Annotated in this window: 17 protein-coding genes and 1 tRNA gene; 9 read left to right on the top strand and 9 right to left on the bottom strand. The window is 58.1% G+C overall.

What is annotated here, in order from left to right; all coding sequences use genetic code 11:
• Positions 1 to 28: 28 nt before the first annotated feature.
• Positions 29 to 994: a MoxR family ATPase gene (locus Q0650_RS18495; protein WP_298821706.1), complete on the bottom strand. Its 966-nt coding sequence runs from the start codon at positions 992 to 994 to the stop codon at positions 29 to 31.
• A gap of 478 nt (positions 995 to 1,472) precedes the next feature.
• On the opposite strand from Q0650_RS18495, the gene dps reads away from it, so the two are divergent.
• The 4 genes from dps to Q0650_RS18475 all read left to right on the top strand — a co-directional run bounded on the left by dps (position 1,473) and on the right by Q0650_RS18475 (position 5,205).
• Entirely contained in the window at positions 1,473 to 1,964 is a 492-nt protein-coding gene (gene dps, locus Q0650_RS18490) for a DNA starvation/stationary phase protection protein Dps (RefSeq protein ID WP_298821704.1), read from the top strand.
• A gap of 4 nt (positions 1,965 to 1,968) precedes the next feature.
• Positions 1,969 to 3,282, top strand: a complete 1,314-nt coding sequence (locus tag Q0650_RS18485; protein WP_298821702.1) for an extracellular solute-binding protein — start codon at positions 1,969 to 1,971, stop codon at positions 3,280 to 3,282.
• A gap of 203 nt (positions 3,283 to 3,485) precedes the next feature.
• Positions 3,486 to 4,046, top strand: coding sequence for a zinc ribbon domain-containing protein (locus Q0650_RS18480; RefSeq protein ID WP_298821700.1), 561 nt, complete (start codon positions 3,486 to 3,488; stop codon positions 4,044 to 4,046).
• A gap of 310 nt (positions 4,047 to 4,356) precedes the next feature.
• The gene (locus Q0650_RS18475; RefSeq protein ID WP_298821697.1) at positions 4,357 to 5,205 is read left to right on the top strand and encodes a DUF2085 domain-containing protein; all 849 of its coding nucleotides are present in this window, start codon (positions 4,357 to 4,359) and stop codon (positions 5,203 to 5,205) included.
• Between the two features lie 566 nt (positions 5,206 to 5,771).
• Here Q0650_RS18475 and Q0650_RS18470 read toward each other — a convergent pair.
• A tRNA-Lys gene (locus Q0650_RS18470) sits at positions 5,772 to 5,846 on the bottom strand.
• Between the two features lie 151 nt (positions 5,847 to 5,997).
• Between Q0650_RS18470 and Q0650_RS18465 the strand changes: the two genes are divergently transcribed.
• The gene (locus Q0650_RS18465) at positions 5,998 to 6,732 is read left to right on the top strand and encodes a PIG-L deacetylase family protein (RefSeq protein ID WP_298821695.1); all 735 of its coding nucleotides are present in this window, start codon (positions 5,998 to 6,000) and stop codon (positions 6,730 to 6,732) included.
• 80 nt (positions 6,733 to 6,812) lie between these two features.
• Here Q0650_RS18465 and Q0650_RS18460 read toward each other — a convergent pair whose 3' ends face one another.
• On the bottom strand, positions 6,813 to 7,424 hold the full coding sequence (locus tag Q0650_RS18460) for a 2Fe-2S iron-sulfur cluster-binding protein (protein WP_298821693.1): 612 nt from the start codon (positions 7,422 to 7,424) through the stop codon (positions 6,813 to 6,815).
• A 128-nt stretch (positions 7,425 to 7,552) separates the two neighbouring features.
• Here Q0650_RS18460 and Q0650_RS18455 point away from each other — a divergent pair, with 128 nt between their 5' ends.
• From Q0650_RS18455 to ribA, 3 genes are all read left to right on the top strand, one after another.
• Positions 7,553 to 8,443 (top strand): 1-acyl-sn-glycerol-3-phosphate acyltransferase, encoded by an 891-nt coding sequence (locus tag Q0650_RS18455; RefSeq protein ID WP_298821691.1) that lies wholly within the window; start codon positions 7,553 to 7,555, stop codon positions 8,441 to 8,443.
• Between the two features lie 106 nt (positions 8,444 to 8,549).
• Positions 8,550 to 9,806 (top strand): MFS transporter, encoded by a 1,257-nt coding sequence (locus Q0650_RS18450; RefSeq protein ID WP_367280838.1) that lies wholly within the window; start codon positions 8,550 to 8,552, stop codon positions 9,804 to 9,806.
• Complete coding sequence (gene ribA / locus Q0650_RS18445; RefSeq protein ID WP_298821689.1) at positions 9,803 to 10,417, top strand: GTP cyclohydrolase II; 615 nt, start codon at positions 9,803 to 9,805, stop codon at positions 10,415 to 10,417. The genes Q0650_RS18450 and ribA overlap by 4 nt, the downstream gene beginning before the upstream one ends.
• Before the next feature lie 144 nt (positions 10,418 to 10,561).
• On the opposite strand, the gene Q0650_RS18440 is transcribed toward ribA, so the two are convergent.
• From Q0650_RS18440 to Q0650_RS18420, 5 genes are all read right to left on the bottom strand, one after another.
• Entirely contained in the window at positions 10,562 to 11,188 is a 627-nt protein-coding gene (locus Q0650_RS18440; protein WP_298821688.1) for an NYN domain-containing protein, read from the bottom strand.
• Between the two features lie 95 nt (positions 11,189 to 11,283).
• Positions 11,284 to 12,054: a hydroxypyruvate isomerase family protein gene (locus Q0650_RS18435; RefSeq protein ID WP_298821686.1), complete on the bottom strand. Its 771-nt coding sequence runs from the start codon at positions 12,052 to 12,054 to the stop codon at positions 11,284 to 11,286.
• Positions 12,055 to 12,213: 159 nt separating this feature from the next.
• Positions 12,214 to 15,357, bottom strand: coding sequence for a S41 family peptidase (locus Q0650_RS18430; protein ID WP_298821684.1), 3,144 nt, complete (start codon positions 15,355 to 15,357; stop codon positions 12,214 to 12,216).
• 103 nt (positions 15,358 to 15,460) lie between these two features.
• Entirely contained in the window at positions 15,461 to 16,243 is a 783-nt protein-coding gene (locus tag Q0650_RS18425) for an SDR family oxidoreductase (RefSeq protein ID WP_298821683.1), read from the bottom strand.
• 55 nt (positions 16,244 to 16,298) lie between these two features.
• The gene (locus tag Q0650_RS18420; protein WP_367280837.1) at positions 16,299 to 17,249 is read right to left on the bottom strand and encodes a hydroxymethylglutaryl-CoA lyase; all 951 of its coding nucleotides are present in this window, start codon (positions 17,247 to 17,249) and stop codon (positions 16,299 to 16,301) included.
• A gap of 274 nt (positions 17,250 to 17,523) precedes the next feature.
• Here Q0650_RS18420 and Q0650_RS18415 point away from each other — a divergent pair, with 274 nt between their 5' ends.
• A complete protein-coding gene (locus Q0650_RS18415) occupies positions 17,524 to 18,072 on the top strand; it encodes a hypothetical protein (protein ID WP_298821679.1) in 549 nt (182 codons plus the stop codon).
• A 60-nt stretch (positions 18,073 to 18,132) separates the two neighbouring features.
• Here the strand turns inward: Q0650_RS18415 and Q0650_RS18410 are convergent, their stop codons facing one another.
• Positions 18,133 to 19,449, bottom strand: a complete 1,317-nt coding sequence (locus Q0650_RS18410; RefSeq protein WP_298821677.1) for an RtcB family protein — start codon at positions 19,447 to 19,449, stop codon at positions 18,133 to 18,135.
• Positions 19,450 to 19,604: the final 155 nt, after the last annotated feature.

The raw sequence follows: 19,604 nt of genomic DNA, 5'->3' as shown, positions 1-19,604 counted from the left end.
GGATACTCTCCATCCATGTTAGCCCATGTTAGCCCTCTACCGGCGCCGGAATCTGTTCCAGTATCCGCTCGAGGATCGCAGTTGCAGTCTGACCGCGTAAGCGCGCTTCTGCGGTTAGGATCAACCGATGATTAAGCGCCGGTATGGTAATCGCTTTCACATCATCGGGCAAGACAAAACTGCGCCCGGCCATCGCTGCCCTTGCTTGAGCCAGATGGGCCAGGGCCAACGAACCGCGTGGACTGGCGCCCAGCTCGATGTCGGGATGATCGCGGGTGGCGCGCGCGATGGCAACCAGATATTGGCGCACCGGAGGACTAATCGCTATCCCACGCGCCGCAACCTGAAGCGCGCGCACTGTCTCGGCGGTCACGACCGGTGGCTGATCGGCGGCAACGAGTGGGGTAAGCGATCGTTGCACAATCTCTTCTTCTTCCGCAACGCTCGGATAGCCCATCGCTACCTTGATCAAAAATCGGTCGAGTTGCGCTTCCGGTAACGGAAAGGTTCCTTCCAGCTCAATCGGGTTTTGGGTGGCAATAACCAGGAATGGACGCGGCAACTGACGAGTTTCGCCATCAATCGAGACTGTTCGCTCTTGCATCGCCTCAAGCAACGCGCTCTGGGTGCGTGGAGTCGCTCGATTGATTTCGTCGGTTAGCACAATCTGGGCAAAGATCGGGCCAGGTCTGAACTGAAACTCACCGAGTTTCTGGTTAAAGAATGAGAGGCCGGTCACGTCAGACGGCAGCAGATCGGGCGTAAACTGAATTCGTTGGAAGCTACAACCGAGCGCGCCGGCTAACGCGCGCGCCAGCGTGGTCTTGCCGGTACCGGGCACATCTTCAAGCAAGACATGACCTTCACACAACAATGCGGCCAGCAAGAGGTCAATGATAGTTTCTTTCCCAACGATGATCTGGCCAATACGGTCGCGGATAGCAGTCGAAACTCGATGAATTTCGGCAATAGTGGTTTCGAAAACGGTAGGCACGCTCAAACTCCGCGCTTAAGATGTCTTGTGTGGGAACAAAGGCACTGCGCCTTCGTTGTTCAGGCATTGGCATGGTAACACAACTCTGCTCGAGCGAAACGTATGCGGCAAGCAATCGCGACAGGCGCCAGTGCGTTACTGCTTCTCTACGCGCAGTCATTCGAAAGCAATGTATCCCAACTCGAGCAATCTGGCGCTAATGCGCCGTAGCCGATACACTGCCTGACCCAGAATCATTGGCTGCAATCACCGCTACATCACGCGCCAGCCAATGACAACGCAGGCGCAGCCACCGGTGTTATATCGATTCCGTAGAGATATGATCGGCCATAGAATTCGGTATCCGGACTTATTTACCCTATCCGCCGATTGGCACAACGACTGCGACTCTGGTAAGATGAAAGCACTGAGGTGAATTTCAACTTTACCGACCGCGACGTTGCGGATCGGCAGAGGAATGAAATAAAGGAGGTATGCAATGGCTCAGACGACCGAATTTGCCACTCGAATCGACATACCGCTTGAGCGACGTCGTTCGTTAATTGCGATGCTCAACCAGCAACTGGCCGACACCTTCGATCTGATGAGTCAGGCAAAACAGGCCCACTGGAATGTCAAGGGGCCGCAGTTCCTGGAACTGCACGAACTGTTTGATGAGCTGGCCGGACAATTGAGCGGATTTGTTGATCTGCTGGCCGAGCGAGTGACCGCACTCGGCGGCATGGCAATGGGCACAGCGCGCATGGCGGCAACAACATCGCGTTTGCCGGAATACCCTTCTGACATTACCGATGGCCTGGCTCACGTTGCGGCATTGGCTGACCGATTTGCCGCTTATGGCAAGACGACCCGCCAGGCTATCGATTTTGCCGCCGAGCTGAGCGATCAGGCTACCGCCGATCTGCTCACCGAAATTGCCCGCGCAATCGACAAAGATCTCTGGTTCCTCGAGGCCCATTTGCAGGGATAACGTTGTGAGTGCTCGCATTGCCCGCGCCGCGGTGCTGATCGGCATCGCGGCGTTGATCTGCGCTGCTTGCGCTGCGCCAACGCCGGTTCCCACGGCGACGACAGCGCCTACCGCGACGATAGCGCCTACGATGACCGCAGCGCCCACGGCGACCCCAATGCCTGCCGCCACCAGCGTCCCAACGGCGACACCAGTTGCGCGTCGCCTGACAATCTGGCTGGCCGAAGGAGAAGAGGCGCAACCGGTCGTTGCCGCCGAATTGCGCAACGCTGCCGAAAGCGCCGGTCTGCAACTCACGATCGTGCCACGCGACCCCGATGGCTTGCTGATCGGTCTGGCAACCGATCAACTGCTCGGCCTGCCTCCGCCCGATCTGATCTGGGCCGATCAAGAAGCGCTGGTCGGCCTGCTGGCTGCTGAAACGCTAGCGCCGCTGGCAACCGACTTGCCCACTGACCTCTTGCCGGGATTGCGCGCGCTCGCCAGCAGCAATGATGCGTTGTGGGGTGCGCCACTGACTGCGCAAGATATGCTGATACTGCTTTATCAGCCTGACCGGACACCACCGGATACTGCCGCCGAGCTGGTAGCTTTATCACAGGCCGCGCGCACATCCGAACGGGCCGGGTTTGTGCAGGGTTGGGGCGCAGCGCGCTGGTTGGCGCCGTGGCTGTATGCTGCCGGCGGCGCATTCACCACCCCTGATGGCAACGAACCAACGCTCGACACCCCAGAGATGCGCGCAACGCTCAACCTGCTGCGGGAACTTTATCGGGCAGCGCCGCGCAATGGCGACAGTTACGCGCGCGGTCAACGGCTGCTGGCGCAGGGATTTGCGGCATATGCTATCGATGGCGATTGGGCATGGTCAACGTACCGGGCAATCAGTGATACGTTTCAGGTCAACATCGCGCCATTGCCGGCCTTCAACGGCACTCCGGCCCGCCCCTTAATTGGGGGCAGCCTGCTCATACGTCATCGTGCCGGGCAAGCCGATGCCGATGATATTGCCGGCCTGCTGGAAGCCCTCTACCAGCCGGCAGTGCAGCTCCGCCTCAGCGCTGCATTGGGTAGATTGCCGGCTCTGCGCGCCTTGCTCACCGATGAAAGCATCCAGACCGATCCGGCCCGCGCCGCTGCCGCCGCTCACGCCGCCACCGCCCCCGGTTTGCCGCCAACCCCGGCAGCTCGTTGCGCCATCTTCGGTGTCGAGTCGTTTCTCTACAGCGCAACGATTGGCGAATTATCTCTGGACAATGCGCCGACTCTTATGCAACGCGAAGCTCTGGCCTGTTTGCGCCGGTATGCGCAACCATAATTGAAATGGTTGCGTCATATCAGCAGGAAATTCACGCAAGACTGCGCAAGAGAGTGAGAATGTCGCAGGGTAGCACAATCAGTTTTAATGGTAGCAAACCAGACTATTGCTACAATCATGTTCACCCGTTTGGCTTAATCTGACGAGCACCGCATGAATGCCTGCGCGCCTGCACTCAGAGCGTGAGCGAAAAGGAGAGCGTGATGCATTGTCCACAATGTCAAACCAGACTACCCAATGATGCTCGCTTCTGCATCGAATGCGGCACAGCAGTTCGGGTAAATACCGGTGAAACTGTTCAATTGCCGGCCAGCGCCGATACGATTATCACGTGCCCGCATTGTCAATTTGTCAATCCGCGCTATGCCCGCTTTTGTGTCTACTGCGGTGAACCGATCCATGCCCGATCTGCGCAGGCGCCCAGCTCTCAAGCGCGAACTGCGCCAACGCCGCAACCACAACCAGCTTCGCGCGGGAATGAAGCAGGTATTGTTTTCCTGCTGATTGGCGCTGCCTTGCTTATCCCGCTGTTCCTCCGGCTACCGCTGGCAGTTTGGCCGAATATACTGATGCTCCTCGGCATTATTCAGCTAATCGTCCACTTCCAGCGCGGCGCTCTGATCAGCGGCATTCGCAACGCAATCTGGTTGTTTGGCCTGGGATTTCTCTTCCTCATGCCACGCCTCTTCTTCCCCGGTCTGCTTTTGCTGATCGGGCTGAGTATCCTGCTTGAGAGCTGGCGACGGATGGGCAAGCTCCCCTGAGCTGCGAGGTGCGTAACCGGAAGACAGAGCCGAGCGACGATGCACAATGCCGGATGGCGATAGCTCGTTTGCGTTCGCCACCTGACGCGAGGTTAACGACGTGCCGGCAAGCAGTGCGGTTTTAGCTGCTCGCACTCATCAAGCCGGCTACCGCTGCAACCAAGACCATCTCAACCGCAAAACGCAGCCGAAACGCAGCAACGCCACAAGCTGCATGCCAGTCCAACAGCCGCCACTTGCCAGAGCGCGAACAATCCGGCTATCATAGTAACAATCATCGATAATCATTCGCGCTATCACCGCCAAGCGTATGAACCAGCCATCGCCTGAAGAAATCCTGGAACTGGCCCGCCAGCGAATTGCAGCCCGCCGCATAGCAGCAGGACAGCCAACCAGAGCGGAACGAGTCTGGGGTCTTGCTTTTTTGTTTCTGCTTGCTACGCTGATCCTTATCTTCGTTCTCTGGCCAGGCGCCGACCTCGAATGGAAGCTGTACGCCGCCGTGCATGGTCTGGTTGCGCAAAAACACCTCATCTTTTTGGGTGAGCAACCACTGCCACTCTGCGCGCGCAATCTCGGCATCTACAGTAGCTTTCTGATCAGCCTGCTCTACCTCTGGTTGCGCGGACACAGCCGCGCCGCGTCACTCCCTCCGCTATCGTTGCTGGTCACACTCGGCGCAGGCGTGTTGACGATGCTCGTCGATGGCGTGAATTCGGTGCTTGAAGATACGGGGCAAACCTACTTCTACCTGCCGCGCAACGATGTGCGCACAATCACAGGCGCACTATTCGGTATCGCGATCACCCCACTTATCCTGTGGGTCTTCAACCATACACTCCGCAGCAATCCAGAACCAGAGCGTCCCGTGCTTGATTGGAGCGACTTTGGCGGTTTGCTGGTCTTGAACGGTCTCTTCATTCTTCTCGCTCACAGCGGGCTTGCCCTGCTCTACTGGCCGCTGGCGCTTTTCGGCGTAGCCGGTATTATGAGCGAGATCTTCACCATCTTTACCATGGTGATGGCAGCGCTGCTTGGCTATCGACGGCGCGTCTTCAGTCTCAAGCAGCTTGGACTGCCGGCATGTCTGGCCCTTGCGCCAACCATCCTCTTTGCCGGCGGTCTGGCCCTGTTCCGCTTTGCCAGTGAAAGCTGGTAGACGGTAATGCCGCGTGTACAGCAAACCGACTGGAGGCGATATTGCCTCCAGTCAGTCTAAACTGGTGAACCGGGTAGGGATCGAACCTGACAGCGAATATTTCACCTTTAGCCAATCACGAACGAGCACATTTCACAACAAGAAACTCCTCTGCGCAGATGCGCCGTCATCCAATTTTTCAAACTTTTTACGAAAAGTATGTCCTTCCAGCCAGGAACCACCTCTGTTCTCTTGCCCTTTCTTCCATCACTTGATCTCAAATTCAGCAAAATGATGGCATACTCTTGATGAGTGATCGATGTGACTCGCCTGCCCGCCAGGGGCCACACATCACATCTCGCTTTGCAAGATCGGAATATCACGCCAAAAAAGACTCAGCGTTTGCCCTATCCAACATTTTTATGCCTTACAGCAGGAATTGATCGAGGCGCGAAGATTATTGCCCAAGGCGCCGAACCTAAACCCGCTCAGCCCCTACTCCTGCATTTGCCGCCCTACATGTCTCTATCAATTTGTCAACAACAAAAAAGCAGCCTGATGCCGAAACGACATCAGGCTACCTGAGCTGGTGAGCCGGGTGGGGATCGAACCCACGACCCTCTGATTAAAAGTCAGGTGCTCTACCGCTGAGCTACCGGCCCGCCTCTGGTAGTATATCCGAGTCTGAGTTTGGCGTCAACTGATTGGAATGTCACCTGAGACGTGAGGCTGACATACCAGACAGCGAACAGATCGATACCGACAAGGTATGTTATCCTAACATCAGATAACACAATACTACCAGGAGGAGACATGGACAACGATACATCAACCCCTAAGACTGCCCTGGTTGTGGTAGCTCACCCTGATGATGCAGAGTTTGGTTGTGGCGGCACTCTGGCAGCCTGGGCAGCAGAGGGGTGGGAGATTACGCTCGTGATCTGCACCGATGGCAGTAGTGGCGGCCCTGATGATGCGACCGATGTCGGTCCAGAGGCCCGTCGGCGAATCAGTGACATTCGCAAAGCCGAGCAGCAAGCGGCTGCTGCCATTCTTGGCTTGAAAGAGGTCGTCTTCCTCGATTACCCTGACGGTATGCTACAACCAACCCTCGAATTGCGCCGCGATATTGTGCGCCAGATTCGGCGAATTCGGGTCCAGCGCGTCGTTTGTCAGTCTCCTGATCGGGTTTGGACGCCGCAGTACTCCCTTCCGCGATTTCATCCCGACCATCTCGCTGCTGCCAACGCAACCTTAGCCGCCGTGTATCCGGCAGCGCAGAATAGCTGGGATTTCCCCGAATTGCTTGCCGAGGGTTACCCGCCATCGCGCGTTCGTGAACTGTTTGTAATGGGCGCGCCGGTCGTGAATCTGGCGGTTGATATTAGCGCGACGATTGAACAGAAGCTGGCTGCGTTGCGCTGTCACGTTTCTCAATTAGGAACCGATCAGACGCAACTGGCTGCCATGGTACGCCAGTGGGCTGCTGAGCGGGGAGAAGCGTTTGGCGTGCCACTGGCCGAGGTGTTCCATCGAGTGGAAAATTAGGCGTACCACTGAGATATTGTCGTGATGCAGAGCAGCGCTGGATGGAACAAATTCACCACTCTGCATCACAGCAGGATCGATTATTCGCTGGCTCGCCGCGCGTCAGCCGCCGCTGCCCGCACCCGATCGAGCGGGTCAGCGGATGGCGCCGGAACCGGGGAGCGTAGAGTTTGATCGATGACTTTTGCTGTGTCGGATAGCCACTGATTGAAGCGTTCCACCGATTGCCAGGGATTGATCAGTCGGCCCAGACCGATCCTGCTCACAGCGTTGAGCATATTGAACGGATAACCGGCAATCTGATCGATGTTCTGTTGCAAAATGTTTCGGGTGAGGGCACTGACATTATCGGCGACATTCGTCCCTGGGGGTGGATTGAACACGGCAAACGTCTGCCGTCGTAGCTCTTCGGCGTTCGTCAGGGCAACAACCGGCCCTCTACCTCGCACTGCCGCCTGACATCCCAGTCGCCATCCCTCTTGCAACCGTTGCTCGGGAATCCAGGTCTTCTCAAGTTCAGTCGGTGGATTGAGCGATTCACTACCGGCAAGTACCTTCAATTTGCAAGTCTGGCAGAAACCAGTGCCATCGCAGACGAAGCCGATGTGAGCGCCGTTGCGCCGGGCAATGTCGAGGAGGCGCTCGCCAGGTCGCGCTTCCATCTCGACATCGTTGATCGTGACTGTCGTCATAGCCATGCTCCTCTATTGGAAAGGGTATGCATCCTTAATTGTACCGCGATTTTTTGGCAAGTAGTGGTATGATACAAATACAGCGTTAATCGATCGCAACTCAACCTTACAGGTTTTAAGTATCTATCGTGGCTACTGTTACTGTTTGTCACCGTCGCTGCGACTCACTGTCGCAGCGTTTACCTTCGGATACTCTCGCCGATCTGATCTGGCTCAATACGGCTGACATCTTGCGAGGCTTTGGGATCAGCCGTCCACCATGGCTTGGCGGCATTGTCACGGTGCTCTCCCGGCCAGCAGCGCGCCGGTTTGCCCGTCAGTTACTGATGTTCGATCACATGGTGGCAAGCGCGGGATTGCCGGCTGGTAGCGAGTGGATCTGTTCCCGATTTGCGCCCGGTCTGCGCATCGATGGCCCGTTGCCGCCACGTCATGGGCCGCTGCTTGTAGTCGCCAACCATCCCGGTTTGCTCGACGCTGCCGCGCTGATTACAGCCCTTGGCCGCGCCGATTTGCGCATTATCGCCATTGCGCGACCATTGCTGCGCGCGCTACCCAACACTGCTACCGCCATCATTCCGGTCGGTACGACACCGCTGAGTCGAATGGCTGCGATCCGGGTCGCGATTCGCCATCTCCAACAGGGCGGAGCCATCCTGACCTTTCCTGCCGGACAGATCGAGCCAGATCCGGCCCGCGATCCGGCGGCAACTGCCAGTCTGTCGGCCTGGTCGAGCAGCCTCGATCTCTTCGGACGATTAGCGCCGGGCGTGCCTGTCGTGACGGCCATCGTGAGTGATGTGCAGGCGCCGGCTGCGCTCCGCCATCCTCTGACCCGCCTGCGCCGCGATCCGGCTGAACGGCAGTGGCTGGCCGCTATCGTGCAGGTACTGTGGCCACATCTTGCCACTGCGCCGGTGCGCGTGCAGTTTGGGCCAATGCTGACGGCCACTACCGGCCTTCGTCCGGCAGTCCTGGCGATTGCTCACCGTCTGATGCAGCAGGCGATGCAGGCATGATGCTGTAACAGATGACATCTGTATACAGCATCAACGGAATATCGTAGGCCAGCGGGGAACGCACCAATAGCGCAGATTGCGCCAACGATGACCGCGCAGACGCGCGATAAGACATTCTGTCATAGATAGCCTGGAGGAGACGTTGCCGATGCGCCATCGCTACATCGTCGCCGGCTCGGTACTGGTTGATATGCTGGGTTACGGTTTAATCATGCCGTTATTACCCTTCATGGTACAGGCATGGTCTGGCGACGCTACCATCGTCGGCCTGCTCGGCTCACTTTACGCAGCGATGCAACTGCTGGTGGCGCCACTGGTGGGAACGATCTCCGACCGGATTGGCCGACGACCAGTGATCCTGGGGTGTCTGTTTGGTTCATCCGTCGCGTATCTGGGGCTGGCGCTGGCCAATTCATTGCCGATGCTGGCGTTAGCAATCGCCATCAGCGGCGCTGCCGGGTCGAGTATGCCGGTAGCTCAAGCCTACATCGCCGATGTGACCGGGCCTGACGACCGGGCACGCGGCCTGGGTTTGCTGGGGGCGGCATTTGGTCTGGGGCTGATCGGTGGGGCAGCGATGGGCGGTTTCCTCAGCCAGTACAGTCTGGCGCTGCCACCTCTCCTGGCCGCAGGTATTGCCTTCCTTAACGCACTCTATGCCACAATCGCGCTGCCCGAATCGTTGCCACCAGCGCGCCGCCGCTCCCACCCGATTCGCTTTCACAACTGGCTTGCGCCGGCACTGACGGCGCTTCAGCTTCCGACTGTGCGCCCATTGCTGATTGCCGTAACGCTGCTCAATCTTGCCTTTTCCGGCCTGCAAAGCAATGTTGCGCTCTTCACGCTAACCCGGTTTGGCTGGGGACCAGCGCAAAACGCTCTCCTGTTTGTGTTTGTTGGATTATGCGCTGCGTTCACCCAGGGTGTGCTCGTCGGGCGGTTACAACCACGTTTTAGCGAAGCCGGTCTGGCCGGCGGTGGATTGGGTCTGATGGCATTATCCTTCGCCTTCGTCGGACTGATCCAACAGTCTGGCTGGATGCTCTTCCCACCGGCAGCGCTGCTCGCGATTGGGATGGGGTTGGCTGTGCCTGCCATCACCAGCCTGGTCTCGCTCCGCGCTGGATCTGGTCGCCAGGGCGCAGTACTTGGCGGTATGCAGGCACTGATCAGTCTCGCGTTACTGCTCGGACCGGCTGGTTTTGGCATCAGCTTCGACTATTTTGGCCCTACCGCTCCCTACCTCGGCAGTAGCGTGCTGCTTACCGGCGCATGGCTGATCAGCCTGATTGCGCTCGCTCGACCGACGCCATCCCCACCGCGTATGTTTCGCTCTTCCGAAGATTCAGAGGCTCTGTCATGACAACACTGATCACTCGCGCAGCAATAGCACATTTGCCAACAAAGTTCGGTGACTTCCAAATTGTCGTCTATCTCGATGCCCACCAGAGAGAGCAGGTAGCGCTCACCTGCGGCGATCTGGTCGGGTCGGAACCAATACTGGTTCGGCTTCATTCTGAATGTTTGACTGGTGACATTTTCGGTTCGCACCGTTGCGACTGTGGCGAGCAATTGGCGGCGGCATTAACAGCCATCCAACACGAACGCCGCGGGGTCTTGCTCTATTTGCGACAGGAAGGGCGCGGGATCGGGCTGGTAAACAAGATTCGCGCTTACGCGCTGCAACAGCAAGGGCTTGATACCGTTGACGCCAATCGGGCGCTGGGTCTCCCCGACGATATGCGCGACTATGGCGTTGCCGCCGCCATCTTGCGCGATCTGGGTATTACAACGACACGACTGCTGACCAACAATCCTGCCAAGATTACCGGCCTCGAACGCCACGGTATCGTTGTGCGCGAACGGGTACCGTTACAGGCCCCGGCCAATGCCTATAGCGCGCCGTATCTGCTGACAAAGCAGTTGCGAATGGGGCATTTACTGGATGCGCGGACACTCGAAGGAGTCGAGTAACGCGATTGCGCAGGGCAGCATCACGGGATGACAGCCCCGCGTGACAACTTACCTTCGCTACCTGGCTTGAATGCGCTCAGACGTTGTGCGGAACGAGAGCGAAAGCCGCCTGCGCAATGCACACATCCCCCCGCTGGCGCCGGCCTATTTCTTCGCCGCTACCGCTTGTGGTTGACGAAACAGGCTCTGGAAGACTGCGGCATACCGGGGATCATTCTCAAGACTGTTCACATTAAATGAGTAATTGCAGGCATTCAGCAAACGGCCATTGATCCGGCTATTGCGCGCTGACGAGTCATATTCGAAATAGAACACCGCCACCCGCACCCCGTGCTTCATGAGCGATCGGGTCAGCGGCGTCAGATCGCCATCGCCGGAAACCAGCACTGCAACGTCAATCTTGCCCTCGATGGCCCGTTCCATCCCATCAATAGCCAGCGATACATCGACCCCCTTCTCGTGCCCGTTTGGCGACATCGGCACATACTTCGGCTCGATACCGGCATGCATCAAGTCGATATGGCGATTGCGCTCAACCTGAAATTGTTTTTCGTTGGTCTGTGATGGCGGAAAGAGTCCCTGATGCCAGCTCGCATACACGATCCGGTGCGCCGCGTAGCGCTGTTCTTTGCTGCTGATAAATTGCTCGATCAAGCGATGGAACGGTGTGAAGGAGAGCCAGCCAACCTTCTTTTCATTGTAGAAATATGCCTGCGCATAGGAAAAGTAGGAACCATCGTAGAAGACACCAATTCGGCAGAAGTTATTCATCACCTTCCCCACGTTAGCTAGACAACGATGATATCAAGTACGATTACCGTGAGAATGGTATCAGCCACATATGACAAAACACGCAGCAGCCCGCATTACTGCCCCATCATCCGCACTGCGCGCAGACTGGCCGCAGAGTCGATCCGTGGTGTGTATTCCAGACCGACATAGCCGCTATAAGCGTGTTCGCGCAGGATGCCAAAAATATGCTCGTAGTTAATCTCGCCGGTGCCGGGTTCGTGACGACCGGGCACATCGGCCACGTGGATATGACCGATCAGATCAAGGTTGGCGAGAATGCGTTTGGTGAGATTGCCTTCACTGATCTGCTGGTGATAACAATCAAACAACAATTTGACGCGCGGCTGACCGACTTCGCGCACAATAGCAAAACCTTCATCTGACGACCAGAGAAAGCTCCCCGGGTGATCAATCTGGTTACGCGGCTCGAGGAGCAGATTCAAGCCGGCATCAGCCGCCGTCTCGGCTGCTTCGCGCAGCGCCTCGATCAGGCATGAACGCTGACTGGTGTAATCAAGGTCAGGCCGCGTGACCCCGCCATACACAATCAGGTTATCACAGGCCAGGTCAACCGCCAGCGCAGCGCTGCGGGTAATCTCATCACGAAATTGCGCGCGCTGATCGGGATCGTTCGGCGCTGCTTCGCTACCCACAATCGCCACGCAGTGCAGCCGTAGCGCTGTCTGCAAAGCGATGGTGATATTCATATCTTTGCCCCGTCGCGTCCAGAATTCGTAGGCGCGAAAGCCCAAATCGGCAATATGTTCAAGTCGCTGCTCAAACGGACGATCGGTGAAGATCATATCGAGACAGACTGAGAAGCGAAGGGGTGCAAGGGTCGACATCTTCAACCTCTCTTTTCCGCGCCACATCGGTTTGGGCGCAAATGAGACCGGATAGCGTGAGAAAGGAACTTTTTTTCTTCCGTCCACAAGCCGATTCGGGTTTCTTTCATTGTACTTCCCATTATACTGTCGATCGACAACCTTGCAGCGAATGCGCATCTACCGCTCTTTGCGTCGTCGCACTGCTTTGAGGAGCGTTGCCACGGCAACATCGAGTTGTCGATCCCGTCCCTGTGCCCATTCACCTAAGGGGCGCGCAACCTCCACATCAACCGGACGACCACGACCTTCCAGATCTTCCCCTTCTGGCGTGACCACATAGAATTGCGGTAGCCTCAGCCAGGCTCCATCGAGCAACTGGATGCGGTACGTCCAGATGACTGCGCCAGCCGTCGGTCGCCCTACTACCTTCCCCAACCGCAACCGTCGGTAACTTTCGCTGAGCATCTCGGTGTTACTGGCCGAGCGTTCATTGGTTACCAGCACCGTGGGTCGATCGAGCACGCGATTGCCGGCCAGATGGCTGGCATCGGTCACGCCGAGATCGCGAAATCCACTCCGTAACGCTGAACGTCGCATCAACACATCGAGCACGAACGTGGCCGTATAGCCGCCGCTATTGTACCGCACATCGATAATGACGCCTGCTTTGCTGTGCGTCTCGGCATCGAGATCGACCAGAAACTGCTGATAGGCTGCATAGCTCATCTCCTCGATGTGGACATACCCCAGCTTTCCGCGGCTCATCCGATGCACGTACTGTTCATTGGTCGCAACCCAATCCCGATAGCGCAGACGCCTGTAGGCTTCGGCATTAATCGGACGCGCGACGAGATCGCGCTCGTTGCCATCGGCAGCGCGGAATGTCAATCGCACGCGCCGACCAGCACTGCGCAACAAGAGTTTGTGCAACGAAACGGTTGCGCTCAGGCGCGTTCCCTCGACCGCCACCAGTTCCTCGCCGGGACGCGGCGGCTCAGACGCCAGCGCCGCCGGGCCGTCGGGCAACACCCGTTCCACCACTAGCCGACTCTCGCGCAACAGCGGCTCGACCGCGAAGATGATACCGATAAAGCCATCGTCACTCTCCCAACCGTAGAAACCGCTCCCAAGATGCGAAGCCTGCAATTCGCCAACCATCAGGTTGATCAGCGTATGCAACTCTTCGGTGGTCTGCACAGCGCCGATCAACGGCGCAAACCGTTCACGCACCGCTTGCCAATCCTGGCCGCGGAAGGTTGGATCGTAGAAGCTGTCGCGTAACTCGCGCCACGCCTCGGTGAAGATCTGCTCTTTCGCGCGGTGAAAATCCACTTCTACTTCGGCCCGCAACGATAATCGGTTTGGCTCATTGCCACTGGGAAAGCGACGCACCACAAGCTGACCGTCTTCGAGATAGTAGAAGCTCCGCCCATCGGGCGCGAATTGCAACCAGCTTTTATGCGCGGCATTAGCGGTCAACTGACGCGGTGGCTCATCGGCCCGTGGCTCATCGAGCGGCATTGTCCAGACATCAACTTTGCCGGCAACAGAGGCCAGAAAGAGCAGGTCTTTTCCGTTTGGGCTGATCGGGCCGGCGATTGCATTCATCTGTGGTGGCGTGAGCAATCGTAGTCGTCGTTCGATGCCTTCATATACGATCGGCTCACTGACCACCGCCGGCTTCTCCTGGTCAGATCGATGATCGGTTTTGTTGTTCTCTTTCTCGCCTTTTTTAAACAACTGCTCGAATATTGTCTCGCGAAAGACAGGTGGCGGTGGGCGCAGATCAACCCGCGCAATCTGCGCTTCCAGCCGGTATTGTTCGGTCGTGAAAATGATAAAGCTACCATCAGGCGACCAGCTTAGATTACCGCCACCCAGATTACTGAGAAAGGTGATCTGACGCGGCTCGCCACCGGCTACCGGCACAATGTAGACATTGCTGAAGAGGCGGTCATCTTGGGCAATGAAGGCAAGGTAGCGAGAATCAGGCGACCAGCAGAGATCCGCAGCCACAGTGAAGCGCGCCCGACAGAGTTCACGCGGTTGGGCACCTGACTCTTCCAGCAATTCGATGACCATCCTATCTCGTATATAGGCGATGGCTTTGCCATTAGGAGCGATGCGCGGCAAGAGTTTAGGCCTGCCATCATGGGTAAGCTGGACCTCGCTACCGGTTTCAAAATCGTATCGAAACAGCTCTACTTCGCCATTGCGATCAGACAGGTAGAGCAGATTGCGCGAGTCGGGGGTCCACGTTATCGACCATTCACGAGCGGGAGTATTGGTGATGCGAAACGCCGGCCCCTGGCGCAATTCCCGATCAGTCTCTTTATCGGCAAAATCGGCAAAGACATCGCCACGCGCCACCAGCGCCACTTTCTTGCCATCAGGACTGAGCCGAACCTCGCTGAAACCGCTGCTCCAGTGCTCGATCCGCACAGGCGTGCGCTTGATATCGATCCGCACCCGAATCGGGATGGGAGCAGCATCGCCACTGACAGGATCGATCCGCCACAACTGTCCATCGCCACGTTCACACACAATCGTGCCGGCGCGGCGGGCAATTGCCGGAAAGAGTAACCGGCCACCGCGAAAGCAGGTAATCTGGCGTGGCACGCCATCGTCAAGCGGGAGATACCAGAGATTCTCGTGACCGTCGCAATCGCACACCACATATATCCCCCGCCCGTCGGGTGCCCAGAGCGGCCAGCCCAGTTTGCCGGCGTACTGGAATCGTTCACCAAACGGGCCGGCCAGTTGCCGCAATGCCTGATAATCAGGCCGAGTCGGCCCTAGCCAGATCTCGTCAGGCGAGAATGGGTGGGGGCCTCGCCGCGACCATCGTTCGCGCCGATTGACGAACGCAAGGGTTTGGCCGTCGGGAGACACGGCAGCCTGGTCAAGTTGTTCATACGGTTCAAGATAGATCGGCGCCGGCGTCCCGCCGTACACGCTCACCCGATAGATTGCAAAACCCATCTGCTCCATATCGCAGGAAAAGAAGACTGCTTTGCCATCATCGGCCCAATCTTCGGGATAGCACGGTTCATCCTGAAAGGTAATCTGACGCGGCGCGCCACCATCGAGATCGAGCACATAGAGATCGCCGGCGCCATCGCGTCCGGCAGCAAACAGTAACTGGCGGCCATCAGGACTAAACCGCGGCCCATAATGACGCGCCGGATGCGCTGTCAACCGTTCGGCAGTACCGCCGTCGATTGAAACCAGCCAGACATCGCCGGCAGTGACGAAGGCAAGCTGGCGACCATCAGGATCGAGTGCCGGCTGGCGCAAGAAAGCTTGAGGTGAAGACGACAAGGCTGCTCCATTCATCATTGCAGTGATCAACCAGAGTCAAGCGTGATTGAGCTGTGGGTTGAGTTTGCTGAATATCCCATCTCTGCCAGCGGATCGACCTGCCTCACCGCTGCTCTTCCCATCCGAACGCGCGGGCCAACACGGCATCAATCAGCCCAGGTGCCAGCCTCCCGGCCAGGAGGGCGAGCCGATCGATCCAGCTCACGTAGGCCAGCCGTGGCTCAGTGCGGGCTGCCCGCAAGATAGCGCGAGCGACGGCTTCCGGTGGCACTCCAGGCGGGGCAATGCACCGCCGCTCGCGTCCGCTTCCCAATCGACGCTGATTGAACGCAGTGCGAGTTGTGCCGGGGCGCACCACCGTCACCACAATGCCACTACCGTGCAATTCGATCCGCAACGCATTGCTAATCTGCTCAAGCGCCGCTTTTGCTGCGGCATAGCCCCCCAGGTAGGGCAACGGCTGCACTGCCAGCACCGACGAGACATTGATGATCTGTCCCCGCCCGGCAGCTCGCATCACCGGCGCGACCGCCTGAATCAACCAGATCGGGCCGAGCAGATCGACAGCCAGCACCCGTTCGAGATCGGCGCGAGCCAGACTGGTCACCGGCCCGGTCAAACCGATACCGGCATTGTTGATGAGAATATCAACTCCGCCATAGGTAGCTACCGTCTGCTCGACCAGGCGAGCGCAGGCCGCCGGATCGGACACATCGGTCGGCACAGCAATCGCTTGCGGCAACTCTGCCGCGAGCCGCGTCAGCGCATCTGCCGAACGAGCCGCCAGGGCTAATCGCGCGCCTACTGCGGCAAAACAACGCGCAGTTGCCGCGCCGATGCCACTCGAAGCGCCGGTAATAATCACCACTCGATGACGCGGATCCAAATCTACTCTCCAGTGGTCACAACGCCCCTTTGCAATCCACGGCGAAGCGCCCTCGCTATGACAGCGAACTATCACCTCGATCACGCAAATGTTTACAGATCCCGGCTTTAATCGTCTGACCGGGCACCTCGTGACCCAACATCCGCTCGAGTTCGCGGGCCGTTGCCATCAAAGCCGGCAAATTCAAGCCGGTTGCAATTCCCATTTCGTGCAAGAGATGCACCACATCTTCAGTGCAGAGATTGCCGGGCGCGCCAGGAGCGAATGGGCAGCCGCCGATTCCGCCAATGCTCGAATCGAACAGATCGATGCCCAACTGCAACCCGGCCAGCAGGTTAGCCAGACCGGCCCCGCGCGCGCTATGCAAATGCAACCGCAGCGGTTGTCGCGGAAAGCGGGCGCGAAAGGCGCGCACCACCTCTTGCACCAGCAGCGGGTGGGCCATGCCGGTCGTATCACCGAGCGTCAACTGCTCAGCGCCCAAATCGAGCAACCGCTGACAGAGATCGAGCACGCGCTCAACCGGCACATCACCCTCAAACGGACACCCAAATGCCACTGACAGCACTGCATCAAACGGCTTACCGGCGCTATGTACTAGCGCCGCCATTTCAGCCACCTGCGCCAGTGACTGCTCGATGCTCATATTGACATTACTGCGATTATGGCTCTCGCTGGCGCTCAAAAAAACCTGCACCACGTCCGCGCCGGCGGCAAGCGCGCGGCGCGCCCCAATCACATTTGGCGCAATCGCGCTATAAACCACACCTGAACGGCGAGCGATCCCGGCAAAGACGGCCTCGGTATCGGCCATCTGTGGCACCTGCTGCGGACGCACAAACGCCCCTACCTCTATGGCTTGCAAGCCGGTATCCGCCAGCATATCGATCAGCTTCACCTTCTGGGCTGTGCTCAAGATCACCGGCTCATTTTGCAGACCATCACGCGGCCCCACCTCGCGAATATGCACAAAGCGCGGCAGCGCGGCAATCTCCATGATGGTCATCATCGACCTCCTTCAAACAGGTGACACAAAGATGCAAAGATACACAAGTTCGTGGACTTGTCAGTATGGTAGAGAGACGCTTCACTTCTGTCAAATGGTATACCATAACCTCATTACATTCGCATGGGGCTGTAACTCTCTTGCCGCGCAAACAGTTGCATCGAAACGGATTAGTAACTCTAGTGTAACCTATTCCTCTACCCTGACAACAGACCCGCACAACGCGCGGCACAAATCAGGGGAAGACAGCGGATGACGCTGAATGGAGGTTCCAATGGACTGGGCAAAGCAAGCAAACGACATGATCAAGATGTGGACGGGGACGCAGCAGAAGGTATGGGAAAGCTGGATGGCGTCGATGCAATACATGGCTGCCCCGCAAAGCCCGGAGGCATGGCAAAAGACCGTCGATAGCTGGCGTGGAACGGTCAAGCAGGCGCTGGAAGCGCAGGTTGAGCTAACCCGGCTCTGGGCCGAGACGGTTGCCGCCAACAGCGTCAATATGCCGACAATGCCGACCGTGCCGGGCATGCCGGCAGTGCCAGGTCTCAATCCGGTCTCGCCGACGGCAGTCGTCGAGTGGAGCCGGCAGGTGCTGGAGATGACCCGCAACTTCAACGAGAGCCAGGCCCGCTTCATCGAGGGTTGGTTCGATATGCTCAAGAAGTCAGATCCGACCAACATGATGCGCGGCTGGGACAGCGCACAGGTACAGAAGGTGATGCAGAGCTGGCAAGAAGCGATGCAGCGGGTGATCGAAGCGCAGGCCGAACTGGGCAAAGTGATGATGGGCATTGTCAACGGGGCGATCGACAAGAAGTAATGAACAGCACCTTGTCCCTTCATCCCCTCCCCTGTCCTGAACAGGAGAGGGGATGATTCGTTAGTCTTCGCCAACTGTACCCGACATCACCACTACCAGAGGACGCATGCGAGCAACCGGGCGGATCAAGCCAGCGGCGACCTGCACTTCCATCACTGCTTCGATATCCTTGTAAGCAAGCGGTGACTCATCGACGGCCAGACCACGCACCAGCACACCGGCTTCGCGCGCGACCGCCGCAGCCATCTGCGGCGAAATCGTCCGCCGCGCTTCCGAGCGACTGAAGCGGCGACCGGCCCCGTGAGCAGCGCTGGCCAGGGCTGCGTTGTTGCCCAGACCCTCAACGATATAGCTTGCCGTTGCCATCGAACCGGGGATGATTCCCAACACCCCGGCTTCAGCCGGCGTCGCGCCTTTGCGATGAATGATCGTTCCATCAGGACGTTCCCAGGCAAAATTGTGATGATTCTCGATCACCTTCTCCACCGAGACGCCCAACGCCTTACTAAAGCGCGCGTGAATGACCTCGTGGTTGGCGCGGGCAAAATCACCGGCCAACCGCATCGCGAGCAAATACTCCTGGCCAGCTTCGGTTTCCGTGCTCAACCAGCCATACGTGCGAGGAATGCCCCTGGCAACCCTTGCCGTCTCGCGGTCGGCCAGTTCGGCGTAATAGTTAGCAATCTTCGCGCCTACGCCACGACTACCGCTATGGGTGAGCAAACCAACGAACGACTTCCCATCGGCGAGCCACTCACCGATCACGATCTCGGCAAAATGGTTACCGCCGCCAGACGTACCGATTTGTAGCTTTGCCAGTTCGTGCAATTCCCGGAGCAGCTTCGTTGCTCGCCAGCGCGAATCAGACAAAATCGGATGATCGGCAACCGGACGCTTAGGCGAACCGATCCCGAACACGGTGACTCGACTGATGGTATCGAGCAGGTGTTGGCGGTCACGCTGCGCATCAGCCGGCGTCAAACCGGCCAGGATTGACAAATGCATCCGACAGCCAATATCGACCCCAACCTGATACGGCGCGACTGCGCGGTCATACGCGATCACCCCGCCGACCGGCAACGCATACCCCTGATGAGCATCGGGCATCAACGCGCCGCGGATGGCCGGCGGCAACCGCAAAGCAGTGCGGATCTGCTCAATCGCACCCGGCTCCACCAGATGCTCGCCAATAATCTTCAGCGGCTGCGGCTGATCACGCAGGCGCAAAGCCGCCGGCGGCGGGCCATATTGTTTGGCTACCTCTTGCCGCACCGACACCGGATCGACCCCCTCTTTCATCAACTGCTTCGCCATACGACACATCGCGCGAAACGCGGGATGATCGGCGTAATCGGACAGTAACTGCGCTGCTTTCACCGGTATCACCTCCTTTCTGTGACCCTATCGTGCTGACAACGCAGCAGACAATGCGCTCAGGTAGACAACAATGCGGCAGAGGTCTGCCGCATCAGTCGGTGAAGCGCCCGTTTTCGCGTCAAATGCGCTGCAATGCTACCGCAATCAGCGAGCGG

The organism is uncultured Chloroflexus sp., from assembly GCF_937129525.1.
Taxonomy (GTDB): Bacteria; Chloroflexota; Chloroflexia; order Chloroflexales; family Chloroflexaceae; genus Chloroflexus.
This window is presented reverse-complemented; position numbering and strand designations above follow the sequence as displayed.